Origin of the sequence: Vibrio sp. LQ2 (assembly GCF_023920125.1) — a bacterium.
Lineage (GTDB): Bacteria > Pseudomonadota > Gammaproteobacteria > Enterobacterales > Vibrionaceae > Vibrio > Vibrio fluvialis.
On record NZ_CP085308.1, the window covers coordinates 1,429,594 to 1,443,490 of the forward strand.

Annotated in this window: 15 protein-coding genes; 6 read left to right on the forward strand and 9 right to left on the reverse strand. The window is 48.1% G+C overall.

What is annotated here, in order from left to right; genetic code table 11:
* Positions 1-39: 39 nt before the first annotated feature.
* Genes LGV68_RS06655 through LGV68_RS06670 form a run of 4 tightly spaced genes read right to left on the reverse strand, consistent with a single transcriptional unit; the run spans position 40 to position 2,309 of the window.
* Positions 40-447 (reverse strand): CBS domain-containing protein, encoded by a 408-nt coding sequence (locus LGV68_RS06655; RefSeq protein ID WP_020327974.1) that lies wholly within the window; start codon positions 445-447, stop codon positions 40-42.
* Complete coding sequence (locus LGV68_RS06660; RefSeq protein WP_020327975.1) at positions 444-794, reverse strand: P-II family nitrogen regulator; 351 nt, start codon at positions 792-794, stop codon at positions 444-446. Before LGV68_RS06660 ends, LGV68_RS06655 begins: the two co-directional genes overlap by 4 nt.
* A complete protein-coding gene (locus LGV68_RS06665) occupies positions 784-1,578 on the reverse strand; it encodes a DUF1538 domain-containing protein (RefSeq protein ID WP_020327976.1) in 795 nt (264 codons plus the stop codon). The genes LGV68_RS06660 and LGV68_RS06665 overlap by 11 nt, the downstream gene beginning before the upstream one ends.
* On the reverse strand, positions 1,575-2,309 hold the full coding sequence (locus tag LGV68_RS06670) for a DUF1538 domain-containing protein (protein WP_020327977.1): 735 nt from the start codon (positions 2,307-2,309) through the stop codon (positions 1,575-1,577). The genes LGV68_RS06665 and LGV68_RS06670 overlap by 4 nt, the downstream gene beginning before the upstream one ends.
* Positions 2,310-2,495: 186 nt before the next feature.
* Between LGV68_RS06670 and LGV68_RS06675 the strand changes: the two genes are divergently transcribed.
* From LGV68_RS06675 to LGV68_RS06695, 5 genes are all read left to right on the forward strand, one after another.
* Positions 2,496-3,410, forward strand: coding sequence for a TIGR01777 family oxidoreductase (locus LGV68_RS06675; protein ID WP_020327978.1), 915 nt, complete (start codon positions 2,496-2,498; stop codon positions 3,408-3,410).
* A gap of 23 nt (positions 3,411-3,433) precedes the next feature.
* Complete coding sequence (locus LGV68_RS06680; protein ID WP_171933450.1) at positions 3,434-4,261, forward strand: SDR family oxidoreductase; 828 nt, start codon at positions 3,434-3,436, stop codon at positions 4,259-4,261.
* 321 nt (positions 4,262-4,582) lie between these two features.
* Positions 4,583-5,437, forward strand: a complete 855-nt coding sequence (locus LGV68_RS06685) for a co-chaperone YbbN (protein ID WP_020327980.1) — start codon at positions 4,583-4,585, stop codon at positions 5,435-5,437.
* Between the two features lie 148 nt (positions 5,438-5,585).
* Positions 5,586-6,515 carry an SPFH domain-containing protein gene (locus tag LGV68_RS06690; RefSeq protein WP_020327981.1) on the forward strand — a complete coding sequence of 310 codons (930 nt, stop codon included), beginning with the start codon at positions 5,586-5,588 and terminating at the stop codon, positions 6,513-6,515.
* Positions 6,512-6,970 (forward strand): NfeD family protein, encoded by a 459-nt coding sequence (locus LGV68_RS06695; RefSeq protein WP_020327982.1) that lies wholly within the window; start codon positions 6,512-6,514, stop codon positions 6,968-6,970. Before LGV68_RS06690 ends, LGV68_RS06695 begins: the two co-directional genes overlap by 4 nt.
* 37 nt (positions 6,971-7,007) lie before the next feature.
* On the opposite strand, the gene cueR is transcribed toward LGV68_RS06695, so the two are convergent.
* From cueR to zipA, 5 genes are all read right to left on the reverse strand, one after another.
* Complete coding sequence (gene cueR, locus LGV68_RS06700; protein WP_020431870.1) at positions 7,008-7,412, reverse strand: Cu(I)-responsive transcriptional regulator; 405 nt, start codon at positions 7,410-7,412, stop codon at positions 7,008-7,010.
* Positions 7,413-7,479: 67 nt separating this feature from the next.
* Entirely contained in the window at positions 7,480-8,286 is an 807-nt protein-coding gene (locus tag LGV68_RS06705; RefSeq protein WP_252536399.1) for a hypothetical protein, read from the reverse strand.
* A gap of 80 nt (positions 8,287-8,366) precedes the next feature.
* Complete coding sequence (locus LGV68_RS06710; protein ID WP_061056747.1) at positions 8,367-9,377, reverse strand: porin; 1,011 nt, start codon at positions 9,375-9,377, stop codon at positions 8,367-8,369.
* Between the two features lie 487 nt (positions 9,378-9,864).
* On the reverse strand, positions 9,865-11,874 hold the full coding sequence (gene ligA, locus LGV68_RS06715; RefSeq protein ID WP_233950951.1) for an NAD-dependent DNA ligase LigA: 2,010 nt from the start codon (positions 11,872-11,874) through the stop codon (positions 9,865-9,867).
* A 65-nt stretch (positions 11,875-11,939) separates the two neighbouring features.
* Positions 11,940-12,803 (reverse strand): cell division protein ZipA, encoded by an 864-nt coding sequence (zipA, locus tag LGV68_RS06720; RefSeq protein ID WP_172570991.1) that lies wholly within the window; start codon positions 12,801-12,803, stop codon positions 11,940-11,942.
* Between the two features lie 240 nt (positions 12,804-13,043).
* Between zipA and cysZ the strand changes: the two genes are divergently transcribed.
* Positions 13,044-13,790 carry a sulfate transporter CysZ gene (gene cysZ, locus LGV68_RS06725; protein WP_158124459.1) on the forward strand — a complete coding sequence of 249 codons (747 nt, stop codon included), beginning with the start codon at positions 13,044-13,046 and terminating at the stop codon, positions 13,788-13,790.
* Positions 13,791-13,897 lie beyond the last annotated feature (107 nt).

Here is a 13,897-nt window from a genome sequence, read left to right on the forward strand (position 1 = left end):
CCTCTCGAATTAAACCCTGAGATTGTACGGTTTATGGTGTTATTCGTCATCTCTCGCCATGCCGTTGATCACGATATTGTTGTAACTGACCATGCCAATCACTTTACCATGTTCAATGACTGGCGCCCGGCTGATCCCAAATCGTTCAAACAGCCGCGCGCAATATTTGACGTTCATATCCGGCGAAACCGTCAGCGCTGGCTTGGTCATGATTTCGTAAATGTTGGTACGCTTTGGTGAGCGGTTTTTGGCCAACACTTTCTTGGCGATATCGTTCATCAACACAATGCCAAATTCGTCATCTTCGTGACGTTTGTTGACGATCAAGGCTTTTACCTCGTACTTTTTCGCCAGACAGATCCCTTCATGAACCGTGGTTAAACCGTCCACCATCACGTAGGTATTTGCCATCACGTCGCGCACATGAATTTTGTCTTCACGATTCATAGGTTGTCCTCGACCACTTTGGTTAATGTTGCCACCTGATGCGCCACTCCCACGGCATCCTCAATGTCGATTTGAATAGCGATGCCCTGCCCGGATTCCTGATCAAACTCGCCCACTTCACAAATTGTCTCCAGAATGTGACGCGACAAATGCTCTTCCACCATCAGCAGCACCACGTCTTTCTGCACCTCCAACGTCAAACCAAAGAAGGTGCGTTTTTTATTCAGTCCCTCTCCGCGAGCGTTATTGATAACAGTTGCACCAGTCGCCCCGGCATTACGCGCGGCGTCGAGCACGACATCAGTTTTGCTGTCTTCAACAAAGGCGAGTATCAGTTTAAACCTCATCATCTTGCTCCTTTAGATTCGCTTTTTGATTAAGCCATTGAGTGATTTGTGCATATCCCATCACTGACATCATCGGGAATAGACTGGCAAAGGCGATGAGGCCAAAGCCATCAATCATCGGATTACGTCCCGGTACCGTCGACGCCAGTCCCAGCCCCAACGCTGCCACTATCGGTACGGTGACCGTCGATGTGGTCACGCCACCAGAATCGTACGCCAGTGGTACAATCAGCTTCGGCGAGTAAAACGTTTGAATGACCACCACGATATAGCCCGCGATGATGTAGTACTGAATGGGGTCACCGACCACAATCCGATAACTGCCGAGAGCAATACCACACGCGACCCCCAGTGCAACCGCTATCCGTAAACCATTCACTTGAATCGCGCCACCGGATACCTGATTGGCTTTGATGGCAACCGCTATCAAGGAGGGTTCGGCTATCGTGGTACTGAAACCAATCAGAAAGGCGAACAGATAAACCCAGTAATAATCCCCCCACTGCAACGTCTGTCCGACGCTGAGTCGGAACTCTTCAAGAAACTCAGGGTCAGTCAGCTGGTGCGCCATCGTTTTACCCAGTGGAAAAAGCGCCAATTCCAGACCAAGCAAAAACAGCGACAAGCCAAGAATCACGTAACCAAAACCAATCAACACTTTTACGGGATTAGTCAGCGGTTTTCTCAGCACCGCAAACTGAAAGCCGAAAATAATCACCGCGATGGGGACAATATCCAGAATGGTGGAAAGTAACGTGTCGAAAAAATCTTGTCCGTCGATCATGTCACCACCATGCCAAATACCATGACGAACATCATCGGCAACAGCGATGCAAACGCGATCAAGCCAAAGCCATCCAACATCGGATTCCGCTCTTTAATCGAAGACGCTAACCCGACACCCAATGCCGTCACCAGCGGCACGGTAATGGTTGATGTCGTGACACCACCCGAATCGTAGGCAATACCGATGATCGATTCGGGCGCAAACGCAGTCAGGATCACCACGCCGACATAGCCAAACGCAATCATGTAGTGAATCGGCCATCCTCTCAGGATCCTCAGTACGCCAATCACAATCGCAAGGCCCACCGATACCGCCACAGTCACCCTCAACCCTTGTGCATAATCGTGCCGAGCCAGAGGGGTGTCTGCAATCATTCCGCCTTGTGAGGCAACTTTTGCCGCTTCTTCTGCCACCGCGGTCAGCGCGGGTTCCGCAATGGTGGTTCCGAATCCGAGGCAAAAAGCAAACACTAACAACCAGAATAAGCTACCTTTGCGGGCAAAAGCCTGAGCCATGGACTCTCCGATCGGAAACAGCCCCATTTCCAGGCCAAAGATGAAAAAAGTGAGCCCGAGCACCACCAGCACCAATCCACTCAGCACGCTCAGCAAATGCGGTAGCGGCTCCTGCAACACAAACAGCTGGAAAAAAGCAATCACCAGCACAATCGGCATCAAGTCACGCAAACTGCCCAACATCGCTTTGAGTAATGCTAACGCCCCAGCCATAGTCGCTCCGATACAATTCCTTACACTTATAATGGCAAAGGATAAATCCACGTGATGTGACACGCTTTACGGGGTGGGTAAAAAGTCATCAAAGGTTAAAAAACAGAATGTTGGCACTTAGCAAAGATTCCCTTAAGCTGATCCTCAGGCAGCGGCAGCTATACTTAAGCGAAGCAAGGAGGCGACATGAAAATATTGATCACTGGTGGTACAGGCTTTATCGGCCGAGAGCTGATAAAACTACTCATGACCCATGATTTGGTCGTCTTAACCCGCAATGCCGCTCAGGCCAAAGCAAAGTTGGCCCATATCCAGAATGAGAGGCTCGATTTTCTGGAAAGCTTAGAAGAGCTGCACGATCTCAATACGTTCGATGCGGTCATCAATCTCGCCGGTGAACCCATTGCCGACAAACGTTGGACCAGTGCGCAAAAGCAGCGAATTTGTGACAGCCGCTGGAAGCTGACCGAAAAACTGGTGGAATTGATTCATGCCAGTGCAAAGCCGCCTCACGTATTAATCAGCGGTTCGGCCGTCGGCTATTACGGCGATCAGCAAGATCATCCGTTTGACGAAAGTCTGCAGGTCAAATCGAGTCGCTTTTCCCATCATGTGTGTGAAACCTGGGAAGAGATTGCCCTCCATGCGCAGTCGGACCGCACCCGCGTATGCCTGCTTCGCACCGGAGTTGTACTGGCCCCCGAAGGTGGCGCGTTGAAAAAAATGTTACCGCCCTATCGATTAGGTCTTGGTGGCCCAATTGGCAATGGCCAACAGTATATGCCTTGGATACACATGTGCGACATGGTGCGGGGTATCGTGTTTCTGCTGGAAACGGAACATGCTCAAGGCGCCTTCAATCTGTGCGCGCCACATCCGGTCAGCAATTTGATCTTCAGCCGCAGCTTAGCTGCCACGCTCAAAAAGCCACACGTGCTCACTACCCCTCAATGGGCCATTCGCCTGTTGATGGGAGAAGCCAGTGAATTGCTTTTTGACAGCATTCGCGCCAAACCAAAAAAACTAACGGAACTGGGGTTTCAGTTCACTTACTCTCGAATCGACCCCGCCCTGAAGCATTTACTTCAACATCAGGCTTGATCGCATTCTGACTTGGATATTTCATGACTCGTTCAATATTAATCACCGGCTGTTCTTCCGGCATTGGCTACATGGCCGCCACACAACTCCACCAACGCGGCTATCAGGTGATTGCTTCCTGCCGCCATCTTAAGGACGTCGAACGTCTCAAGGCTGAAGGCCTCACCTGCATTCAACTCGACCTCAGTGATGAGGAAAGTATTCGCGCAGGCGTAGAACAAGCTCTCACATTCTCGGCGAATAAACTGGATGCGGTGTTTAACAATGGTGCTTACGGCCAACCGGGAGCATTAGAAGATTTACCAACGGAAGCTCTGCGCGCTCAGTTTGAAACCAACTTCTTTGGCTGGCATACGCTAACCACGGCTTTGCTCCCCCACTTTCGTCAGCAAGGTCACGGACGGATAGTGCAGAACAGCTCAATTCTGGGCTTTGCCGCGATGAAATACCGCGGCGCGTACAACGCATCCAAGTTTGCCCTTGAAGGCTGGACAGATACCCTTCGGCTGGAATTGCGAGAGAGCGGCATTCACATCAGCTTAATCGAACCCGGCCCGATTGAAACCCAATTTCGCGCCAATGCTCTGGCGGCGTTCAAGCGTTGGATACCCGTCGACAACTCTGTACACGCTCAGCAATATCACGCCCAGCTGGCCAGATTAGGCAATGACAAATCCAACAATGCGTTTGTTCTTCCCGCTGAAGCTTGCCTAGCGCCACTCCTGCATGCTCTGGAATCCCCGCGTCCGCGCCTGCGTTACCGCGTGACAACACCAACAAAAATCTTTGCGGTGTTAAAACGTCTTCTTCCCGGACGAACTTTGGACAAACTGCTGAACAAAGCAGCGTAAAATTATAATTTTGTCATTAATGCGTAACATTTCGATGCCATGATGAAGCTCGAAGTGAACAATTTCACTTCACCTTAACTGATTCTTTAGCGTTGCATTGGATAAGAGATTTATGACATTAAACCAATGGAATTGGCTCAGTGTTGGTGTGGCACTGACACTCTTCATGATTTTATAGAACATCTTTGCTTGCTGGCTCTACGGAGTATACAAAAGCCGCCGTCGTGCGGCTTTTGTGTTTGCAGCTTATTCCGCCAAACCTTGTGTTTTCAAATCACGCCCCCATTTATCTAGAAAAGCGCAAGCGTACAAGGAATCATCATGCAATCACCTCATATTACTGACGTAACCCAACACAACTTTCGCGAAGTGATAGAACGTTCGGCCTCCACGCCCATCCTGTTCTATTTCTGGGCACCGATGAGTGACGAAAGCGCTCAACTTATTCCAGCGCTACAACAGCTTACTCAGCAATATGACGGTGCTTTCCAACTGGCACAATTGAACTGTCAGGAAGAGCAAGCCATCGCAGCACAATTTGGCATTCAGGCGTTGCCTACGATCGCGCTGTTCATTAACGGCCAGCCGGTCGATGGTTTGGGTGGCCCGCAGCCGATTGCCGCCATTCAAGAGATGCTTGACCGCCATTTACCAAGCCAAGACGAACGAACATTGCAACAGGCGCTGACTCTGGTTCAAAACCAGCAGCAGGCTCAGGCGCTGCCACTGCTTCTGTCCTTGAGTGATGAATGGAAACGTAAAGGTGATGCGAAGCTGGCATTAGCCGACTGCTTCCTTGCAACCCAGCAATTCGAAGCGGCTAAAGCTGAGCTCGCCGCCATACCACTGGAATACCAGGACGGCTACTACAAGAGTTTGGTGGCCCGCCTGGAACTGCATGAGCAAGCGGCTGACAGCCCGGAAATTCAAGCGCTGGAAAGTACATTTGCACAAGACAATTCCAACGCAAAAGTAGCGATTGAATTAGCCACTCAATATCATCAGGTGCAACGTGACGAGGAAGCTCTTGAGCTACTGTGGTCGTTCCTCAAGCGCGATCTGAATACACTTGATGGCGACATGAAGAAGATCTTTATGGACATCCTTAACGCGCTTGGCCAGAGTAATAGCACAGCCAGCCGCTATCGCAGACAGCTTTATTCGTTGCTTTATTAATAAAATTATTCGTTACATCATACAGTTAAGGCAGGTTATTCCCGCCTTATTTTTTGGATCAACACGAAGATTCGGTCACATTACGTTGTGACTCCAGCGGTTATCATTCACACTTTAGCCATTAATAAAAACCATCTAAGGAAACGTCATGGCAATAGATTCATTAGTCGCAATTGGTGTATTCGTCTTCGTTGTGATTTCATTTATCGCATCGGCAGTGAAAACCGTACCCCAAGGTAATAACTGGACCGTTGAACGCTTTGGGCGCTACACCCACTCTCTGAAACCTGGCCTAAACATCATCATTCCGTTTATCGACAGTATCGGACGCAAGATCAACATGATGGAGCGAGTTCTCGATATACCCGCGCAGGAAGTGATCAGTAAAGACAACGCGAACGTAGTGATTGATGCCGTGTGTTTTGTTCAAGTCATCGACGCCGCGAAAGCCGCTTATGAAGTCAATGATCTAGAGAATGCGATCCGTAACCTGACGTTGACCAATATGCGTACGGTGTTGGGTTCGATGGAACTCGACGAGATGCTCAGTCAGCGTGACATGATCAACACTAAACTGTTATCGATTGTCGACCAAGCGACCAATCCTTGGGGCGTGAAAGTCACCCGTATAGAAATCAAAGATGTACAGCCACCAGCTGATTTGACCTCTGCGATGAATGCGCAGATGAAAGCAGAACGTGAAAAGCGGGCATCCATTCTGGCTGCAGAAGGGGTTCGTCAGGCAGAAATTCTGCGAGCTGAAGGTCAGAAACAGTCTGAGATCCTGCGTGCCGAAGGTGAAAAGCAAGCTGCAATTCTGCAAGCCGAAGCGCGTGAACGTGCAGCTGAGGCCGAAGCAAAAGCGACCGAAATGGTGTCCAACGCGATCGCAAAAGGCGATATGCAGGCCGTCAACTACTTTATCGCTCAAGGCTATACTGAAGCGTTAAAATCGATCGGCCAGGCAGAAAACGGAAAGATCATCATGTTGCCACTCGAAGCCACTGGCTTAATGGGCTCTGTTGCGGGAATCGCTGAAATGTTTAAACAATCTGGTACGAAGAAGGTGGACCTTTGATTGACTGGCTACTCGAACTCAACCACTGGCACTGGCTGGCATTAGGGCTCGCATTGCTAGCAGCCGAACTGCTGGGAACAGCCGGGTACTGCTTATGGCTGGGCGTGTCGGCTCTGCTCGTCAGCGCCATCCTGCTGGTTGTTCCTGTCAGCTGGCAGTTACAATGGTCCTCGTTTGCGGCCTTCTCTCTGATTACCACCTGGTTATGGTGGCGCCGCCAACTGAGCAATGACAAACGCAGCGACGCAGGGCGAACACTTAACCAGAAGCAAAAACAGCTAATCGGGCAAACCGCCGTTGTCAGAGACGATGTCGATGCGGGCCAATTTCGTCTAGCGCTGGGCGATACCACTTGGCTCGCAGAGTGCCAAGAACCTTTGCATGCAGGTCAGCGAGTGACTGTCGTTGATGTCGACGGAACGATACTGAAAGTCGAGCCCAAGAAAATCAGCTGATTGCTGCTTGAGAATAAAAAAGGCCTTAAGGCCTTTTTTATTTATGCTGACAACAGTGTCCTTTAAGGTCATCAATGATGGGACAGTCGCTGTTTTCATCGCCAGGACATTCACGAATCCACTCTTCCAGCTGATCTTTAATTAAGGTTAACTCCTGAAGCTTTTGTGTGACTTGTTTGAGTTTAACTTGAGCCCGTTCTTTGACCGCTGAGCTTGTCCGTTCTGGGTCATTCGCCAGTGCCAGCATCGCTTTGCACTCATCGAGGGTAAAACCAACACGTTTACAGCGTGCAATCAATAACAGATCATCCACATGGCGCTGCCCGTAGTTTCGGTACCCATTCTCTGAGCGCAGTGGTGGCTGAATGAGACCTTTTTCCTCATACAGACGGACTGATTTTGCTGTCAATCCTGTTTTTTTCGCCACTTCACTAATGTTCATCATTGCATTCTCTCAACAACAAAAAAGGCATGGTCAACACCATGCCTCTTCTTATCTTAGTTGGCAATTATTCTTGGCTGATCAACCAAGATAAAATGGTCGTCTTTTGCGTCTTATCAGCTTTCTCATACCAGTAAGCCATCATTTCCAAAGGTTTACTGTCGGTTTTCATCGCCTGTTTAACTTCAGAGCGGTTACTGAATGCCCAATCAGCAAACTGCTTCTTATCCGCGGCGGTGCCTTCGTTAAACCAATATTGCACCATTTCCTCAGACTTACTGACTGGTGCCTCATTGACGATCTGAGGAGCCGCGATTACTGGCTGCTTATTATTGAGTACAAACTGTGCTTCCTGCTCGGCAGCGTCAAAATAGGCTTTCGGCACCCAGAATTGAATTTGGTTTTTGTTGGTTTTAGAGGACAACGAAAATTCTACGTTGTCACTGTCTAACTGAGACAAATAAACAGAATTTAACGGGAACTGGAACCACTGTGTGACAGTGCAGTGTTCAGTGCAGGTTTCTGCTAATGGTCGGTAGTTATTCAGTGTGTACTGTTTGTCGCCCAGGGTAACACTATCAAACTGGTCATAGTTTTTGAAATAGGTAACATTCATATCAATGTAGGATTCGTTAACTTTAGTCTCAGCTGTTTTCGGAAAATTACCCACATAGTACAAATTCGATTTTACAATATCAGCCCCCGTTATCGCTTTGGCATCAGGCGTGATGTCTTTAGTAATAACTTGTACATAGTTATGTCTTTCCTTCACCGACTTTGCCACATCATCAAATGAACTAGAACTGTCAAGACTACTGCATCCAACCATCAGCATGACTGTGGAAAATACCAAGGTAGTTCTAAAATGCTTCATACATAATTTCCTGTGTGCTTAGTCAAACACCGGCACAAGGCCGGCGTTTGAGTTTTGATTGAGAAAGACAGCGGTTTGGATTAGAAACCGTATTCAATACCTAGACGAACAAACGCAGTTTTGTCATCGGCATTGTATGCATCATGCTGACCCACTCGAAGATAAGGGACGAAACCGTTTTTCACGTACATCAGCTGTGCTGATAGCACTTCATCTTCGTCACCCAGTTTGTTGCCATCAACTTTTGATTCCAGGTTCGCTGCGTAACCGAGTTTGAAGCCCCATGGACCATTCCAGTATTGGCCGATGATTGAGTACTGGCCTTGCTTCGCTTCTTGTCCAGCGTATGCATCGTGCTTAGATTCACCTTCGTTGTATTTGTAAGCACCTGCCAAGCCGAAACCTGCTGGTAGAGGAAGTTCAAAACCTACGATGTAAGCAGTAGAATCGATCGAGCCACCACCATATTTAGAGTTTGATTCAAAGCCACCGTGCAGCGTTACGATGTCAGCGACATTATAGTGAACCGCAGCACCAACGTGATCAGAGTCTTTTGTTGAAGTATCGCCACGACCCACAGAAACGTTAAATGTCAGACCGCCAAAAGCTGGAGAATCATAGCGAGCAATATCACCTTTACGGTCGTAGTGAGCTTTCACATCACCACCCCAGTCGAAGACACGTCCTAGACCTGGGTTTGAGTAAGGCCAGTCAACAATTTCATACAGAGGAGTCAGCATGCGACCAAAACGTACTTTACCCCAGTCACCTTGTAGACCTAGGAAAGTATCACGAGCGCCTAGTGTAGAACCTGTACCATCTTCACCCACGTAACCAGATTCGATCTGCATGAAAACATTCAGGTTTTCAAACATGTCTTTACTTGCGCGGAAACCGATACGTGATTCGTTTTCATAGTCGTAACCGCTGCTGTCTTCTTGGTAGATAACAGAGATAGCCGCGACACCGTATGCTTGAACGTTGAAATCAGAAAGAACACCAATTTGACCTGTCTCGCTCGCCGCGAATGCGCTAGTTGAAGCGATAGCCACTGCCGCACCTAATAGGGTACGTTTAAACATTTTGTCCATGGAAAACTCCTAAAAATAGATATAGCTGTTTTGTTATTCCCTCCCCCAAAGTTGGCCGCCGAGGGGAAGAAAATTTTCCTTACCAGAGTCTCTGTTCGATCCTCTTAAGTTTCTGCATACACCGGGTGTATCCATAGTGATAAGACTAACTTCGCCCTTTAAAACATCAATGAGAACTTAATTTTTGACTAAAAAAATATGAGCCATGACAAACTTTACCCAAGTAAGTGATCGAGATCTAAATCTTATTTTTAGTTTGAATGAAAAATATTATTTAGAATAAAATCAATATGTTATATAAATACAAAGATCGATTTTGTTGAAGTGCGTCGCATGAGGAAAATTGCCATAATGACAAGTAAAGCGATAACTGCTTACCAGGAATGAGATACAGTAGCAAAAACGGAAAATAGCTGGCAGGTTATTTTTTTACAATAAAAAACCCCAGACATTACTGCCTGGGGTGTTCAATATATGGTCAAATAACTCAGCGAATCATATCGATAAGATCTTGTTCTCCGCGAATTTCGATACCAAGCTCTTGTGCTTTGGCTAACTTAGAACCCGCGGCTTCGCCAGCAAACAGAATATCAGTATTTTTAGACACGCTCCCCGTCACTTTTGCGCCTAATGCTTGCAACGCGGCTTTGGCATCATTACGAGATAATTGCGACAACGTTCCGGTCAAAACAACAACTTTCCCGGCCAATGGCTGCGGTTCATCCTCAGCTTTAGGCACAATTTCCTGCCAATGAATACCGAGTTCAAGCAACTCTTCCACGACTTTCTGGTTACGATCCTGAGCAAAGAACGCGTGAACATGACTTGCCACGATCGTACCGACATCAGGAACTTCGATTAGTTGCTCAACGCTTGCATCACGAATGGCATCCAGAGTCAGGAAATGATGCGCTAAGTTCATTGCCGTTGCTTCTCCGACTTCACGAATTCCCAGTGAATAGAGAAAACGTGCTAGCGTCGTTTCCTTCGATGCGTTGAGCGCAGTCACGATATTTTGCGCAGATTTTGGCCCCATGCGCTCAAGAATAGTCAACTCGCCTGCTCGCAATCTAAACAGGTCCGCTGGCGTCGTAACCATCTCTTTATCCACCAGCTGTTCGATAACTTTGTCACCTAGACCATCGACATCCATAGCTTTGCGCGAGACAAAATGTTTCAGCGCTTCTTTACGCTGCGCCTGACACACCAAACCACCGCTGCATCGTGCCACAGCTTCGCCCTCAACGCGTTCAACATCGGATTGGCAAACTGGGCACTGAGCCGGAAAGAGGATGTCACGCGCCGTCTCAGGGCGCAGCTCGCTGACCACTGACACGATCTGTGGTATCACGTCTCCAGCACGGCGAATAATGACTGTGTCCCCGATTTTCACGCCCAAACGCTCGATTTCATCGGCATTGTGCAGCGTCGCATTGCTGACCGTTACGCCACCGACAAAAACAGGTTCCAGTTTTGCCACGGGCGTAATAGCACCTGTGCGGCCAACCTGAAATTCAACATCATTCAGCACCGTCATCTCTTCCTGTGCCGGAAACTTGTATGCAATCGCCCAACGCGGCGCGCGCGCCACAAAACCCAGTTGTTCTTGCAATGCGATATCGTCAACTTTGATCACCACGCCATCAATCTCATATGGCAAATCTCCACGACGACTCATGATGTCCTGATAATAGGCTTTTACCTCTTCCAGCGACTCGACCCTCTTAGTCTCAGGGCTCATTGGCAGCCCCCAGCCTTTGAGTTGCAGAAATCGCTCATAGTGGCTATCGACGAGTGTGCCGCCCTGAATCACACCTACGCTATACGCATAAAACGCCAGAGGACGTTTCGCGGTAATACGAGAATCAAGCTGACGCAAGCTACCTGCAGCGGCATTACGAGGGTTCACAAAGACTTTTTCGCCCTTCTTGAGCGCTTCAGCGTTCATTTTCTCAAAGCCGGCTTTTGGCATGAAAACTTCACCGCGCACTTCAATACGTGTCGGCCACCCCGAACCTTGCAGACGTAAGGGTATCGACTTGATGGTACGAACGTTTTCGGTAATATTCTCACCAGTGGTGCCATCACCACGGGTCGCGGCTTGAACCAACACGCCATCGACATACAACAGGCTGACCGCAAGGCCATCCAGTTTGGGCTCACAGCAGAATTTGGCCGCTTTGGCCGCAGGAACACGATCACCCATACGACGATGGAAACTGTTCAGCTCATCATCATCGAAAGCGTTATCCAAAGACAGCATTGGAATTTCGTGAGTGACCTGTTCAAAACCTGCCAAAGGTGCACCACCTACTCGCTGGCTTGGAGAATCAGGCGTCACCAATTCCGGATGCAGTGCTTCCAGATCCAATAACTCACGCATCAGACGGTCATATTCCACATCTGGAATGGTAGGATCATCTTCTACGTAATAACGTATCGCATGGTAATGCAGTGTTTCTTTCAGTTCGGTTAATCGTTGCTCTACGTTTTGCATTGTTCGTGCTTCTCTTGAATCATGAAAAAAGGCTCCGACACGGAGCCTTTGTTAAATCAATTTTATTACGCTTGTGCGGTTCTGGCGCGAAAATCGGTAATCTGCTTTCTGTAGGCCGCCAGACGATCCGGCGTCATCAGATTACGGGCATCATCCAGTACATTCGCGCCAAGGTCATCGGCCACTTGCTGCGCTGTTTTCAGCATCAGCTTAAAGTTCTGATCTGGTTCGCCAAAACATGGCAGCGTCATAAAGAACGAAATACCTTTTGTGGTGAACTCTGCCGGATCATCGTGCTTGAGCGTGCCTGGATGCATCATGTTCGCAACACTAAACAACACTTTGCCCGTTCCAGACAAGTCAGCGTGACGGTGGAAAATATCCATTTCGCCGTACAGCAGACCATTTTGTTGCAAGCTATCAAACAGTTTAGTGCCGACAAACGGTTCATTACCCGCGCAATGTACATTGAGCACGATAACCTGCATTTCTTCCTCAGCCGGTTGCTCAGCCACAGTTGCGGCTGGTTCGTCGATTTTCAATTCGTCGACGATGCCCGCTTCTGACGCTTCTTCTTTGCTTGCCGAAAACGCCGGCACATCATCAATTTCAGGCTCAGGCGTTTTGACCGTTGGTTCGTCAGTATCCACCATTTCGTAGCCCGAAATCAGAGGATCGACTTCCGACGACTCATCGAGACCGAAATCAGGTTGTTTTCGGTCTTTACGAATAATTTCGTAATCATCTTCCGGTGCAAACGATCGAGAAGCAACCACATCGTCTGCTTCTGGTTCTACATCTATTCTGCCCAGCGGTTTATCACCAAACTTAGATTTCCCTTCTTTTTTACTGGTCCATAGACCATGAAATAGCAAAGCGGCTATCGCTAGCGCGCCAACAATAATGAGTACGAATCGCAATTCCTGCATCTTAAACTCTCAGTTTCTCGATTTTTGATGTCTGAGCTTCAACGCTTGTCGTGACGTCTGCCAAGGTAGGTTTTATCGGCTTATCGGGATACTCTACCAAAAGTCTTACCCTATTTAGAACAACTTAATGTTAGAAGTTGCATGTATGGCGTGATTTTTACCAAGCTTTTAATCCTTGGTCGCTTCGATACAATAGACAATCACTTACGTTAAATTAGCCCATTGTGTACGGAATATACTATGCAAGCTCAACAACGCTCAGGTTTAGGCTACTTCTTTTACGGGTTCGATATCGCCGTTTCTCCCGGGATTCGTCGCTTTGTCCTGATGCCATTGCTAACCAACATTCTGCTGGTTGGTGGCGCGCTTTACTACCTGTTTTCTCATCTTGATAGCTGGATTAATGACTGGATGGGCCAAATCCCTGACTGGCTATCTTGGCTCAGCTATATTCTTTGGCCTTTATTGGTTATTACCATTCTTGCGACGTTCTCCTATTTCTTCAGCACTCTGGCAAACTTTATCGCTGCGCCGTTCAATGGCCTGCTAGCCGAAAAAGTAGAAGAAAAACTGACCGGCAAAAAAGTCAATGACGATGGCGTGCTGGCGGTAGTTAGAGATGTGCCACGCATTATGGCGCGTGAATGGCGCAAACTCGTGTATGTACTGCCAAAAGCGATTGGTCTGTTCATCCTGCTGCTTATCCCAGCTTTGGGTCAAACATTGGGGCCGATTTTGTGGTTCATTTTCACGGCTTGGATGTTGGCTATTCAGTACTGCGATTATCCATTCGATAATCACAAAGTTACCTTTAATGACATGCGTAACAGTTTGAAACAAAAGCAGGGTAAAGCGTACACGTTTGGTATGCTGGTTTCTGTGTTGACAACGATTCCGGTCGTCAACCTGTTTGTGATGCCTGTTGCGGTCTGTGGTGCGACCGCCATGTGGGTTAACGAATTCAGAGGGCAATATGTGAACCAATAGTCATTTCAGCAGCGCAAGCTGCTGAAATCTATTTCAAACCTATAAGTTATAACTTTTTAATCCTTTTACCTTTTTCATCGAGCACATATGCTCTATCGGTATCCACT

Excerpts from the sequence above, each read along its gene's own strand:
- LGV68_RS06655 (WP_020327974.1), bottom strand. The coding sequence starts at position 447 with ATGAATCGTGAAGACAAAATTCATGTGCGCGACGTGATGGCAAATACC.
- LGV68_RS06660 (WP_020327975.1), bottom strand. The coding sequence starts at position 794 with ATGAGGTTTAAACTGATACTCGCCTTTGTTGAAGACAGCAAAACTGAT.
- LGV68_RS06665 (WP_020327976.1), bottom strand. The coding sequence starts at position 1,578 with ATGATCGACGGACAAGATTTTTTCGACACGTTACTTTCCACCATTCTG.
- LGV68_RS06670 (WP_020327977.1), bottom strand. The coding sequence starts at position 2,309 with ATGGCTGGGGCGTTAGCATTACTCAAAGCGATGTTGGGCAGTTTGCGT.
- LGV68_RS06675 (WP_020327978.1), top strand. The coding sequence starts at position 2,496 with ATGAAAATATTGATCACTGGTGGTACAGGCTTTATCGGCCGAGAGCTG.
- LGV68_RS06680 (WP_171933450.1), top strand. The coding sequence starts at position 3,434 with ATGACTCGTTCAATATTAATCACCGGCTGTTCTTCCGGCATTGGCTAC.
- LGV68_RS06685 (WP_020327980.1), top strand. The coding sequence starts at position 4,583 with ATGCAATCACCTCATATTACTGACGTAACCCAACACAACTTTCGCGAA.
- LGV68_RS06690 (WP_020327981.1), top strand. The coding sequence starts at position 5,586 with ATGGCAATAGATTCATTAGTCGCAATTGGTGTATTCGTCTTCGTTGTG.
- cueR (WP_020431870.1), bottom strand. The coding sequence starts at position 7,412 with ATGAACATTAGTGAAGTGGCGAAAAAAACAGGATTGACAGCAAAATCA.
- LGV68_RS06705 (WP_252536399.1), bottom strand. The coding sequence starts at position 8,286 with ATGAAGCATTTTAGAACTACCTTGGTATTTTCCACAGTCATGCTGATG.
- LGV68_RS06710 (WP_061056747.1), bottom strand. The coding sequence starts at position 9,377 with ATGGACAAAATGTTTAAACGTACCCTATTAGGTGCGGCAGTGGCTATC.
- ligA (WP_233950951.1), bottom strand. The coding sequence starts at position 11,874 with ATGCAAAACGTAGAGCAACGATTAACCGAACTGAAAGAAACACTGCAT.
- zipA (WP_172570991.1), bottom strand. The coding sequence starts at position 12,803 with ATGCAGGAATTGCGATTCGTACTCATTATTGTTGGCGCGCTAGCGATA.
- cysZ (WP_158124459.1), top strand. The coding sequence starts at position 13,044 with ATGCAAGCTCAACAACGCTCAGGTTTAGGCTACTTCTTTTACGGGTTC.